The sequence below is a fragment of the Nocardioides daeguensis genome, from assembly GCF_019192965.1.
Lineage (GTDB): Bacteria > Actinomycetota > Actinomycetes > Propionibacteriales > Nocardioidaceae > Nocardioides > Nocardioides daeguensis.
Genome location: NZ_JAHTKU010000039.1, coordinates 1 through 988, shown reverse-complemented (window position 1 = coordinate 988; position 988 = coordinate 1). Strand labels below are relative to the sequence as shown.

Sequence of the window (988 nt, the reverse complement as noted above, 5' to 3'; positions counted from 1 at the left end):
CCACGTCCGCGGGAGTGGGCTGGGCGAAGATCATCCGGAACGACGACGCCACGAGTTCGGCCTGGCCCTTGGGGACGTGGGCCAGCAGGTTGCGGGCGAAGTGAACCCGGCAGCGTTGGTGCGCGACGCCCTGGAAGGCCCGGGACAGAGCCGCCACGAGCCCGGCGTGCTGGTCGCTGATCACCAGCTGCACCCCGCCCAGACCGCGTTGCTTGAGGCTGAGCAGGAACGCACGCCAGAAGGTCTCGTCCTCACTGTCACCGACATCGAGGCCGAGGATCTCCCTGTCCCCACGGGCGGTCACGCCGGTAGCGACGACCACTGCCATGGAAACGACTTGTCCGCCCTTGCCGGGCTTGTTGCGGACGTGGAGATAGGTCGCGTCGAGGTAGATGTAGGGGAACTCGACGTGGTCCAGGGGCCGGGTCCGGAACGCGCCGACGGTCTCGTCCAGGTTGGCGCAGATCCTCGAGACCTCCGACTTCGAGATGCCCGAGCCGCCCATCGCTTCGACCAGGTCGTCGACGCTCCTGGTGGAGATGCCGTGGACGTAGCACTCCATCACGACCGCGTACAGGGCCTGGTCGATCCGCCGGCGGGGCTCGAGGATGATCGGGAAGAACGATCCCTTGCGGAGCTTGGGGATCCGCAGCTCGACATCGCCAGCCTTCGTGGTCAGCGGCCGGGTCCGGTGGCCGTTGCGCTCGGCCGTGCGGTCCTCAGACCGCTCATAGGGTGCGGCGCCGATGCGTTCGGTGGCTTCGAGCTCGATCAACTCCTGCAGCGCGACACGGACCGATTCGCGGATCAGATCGACGCCATCACCGGCACGGAACGCGTCGAGGATCTCGGACAGGGCAGACTGGGGCAAGGCCATCGGTGGGTACCTCTTTCAGTGCGTGGATTTCGCCGTTCACACCGAAGATCCCGCCGATGGCCGTCTACGTGCTGACGCCCCGCCGTTGGTCCCTCAAACCCCACCACTCCC

General features: G+C 67.1%; 1 protein-coding gene. It reads right to left on the bottom strand.

Annotation, left to right across the window (positions count from 1 at the left end):
- On the bottom strand, nt 1-877 hold an 877-nt coding region (locus tag KU893_RS22385; RefSeq protein ID WP_218237024.1), incomplete at its 3' end, for an IS256 family transposase.
- Nucleotides 878-988 lie beyond the last annotated feature (111 nt).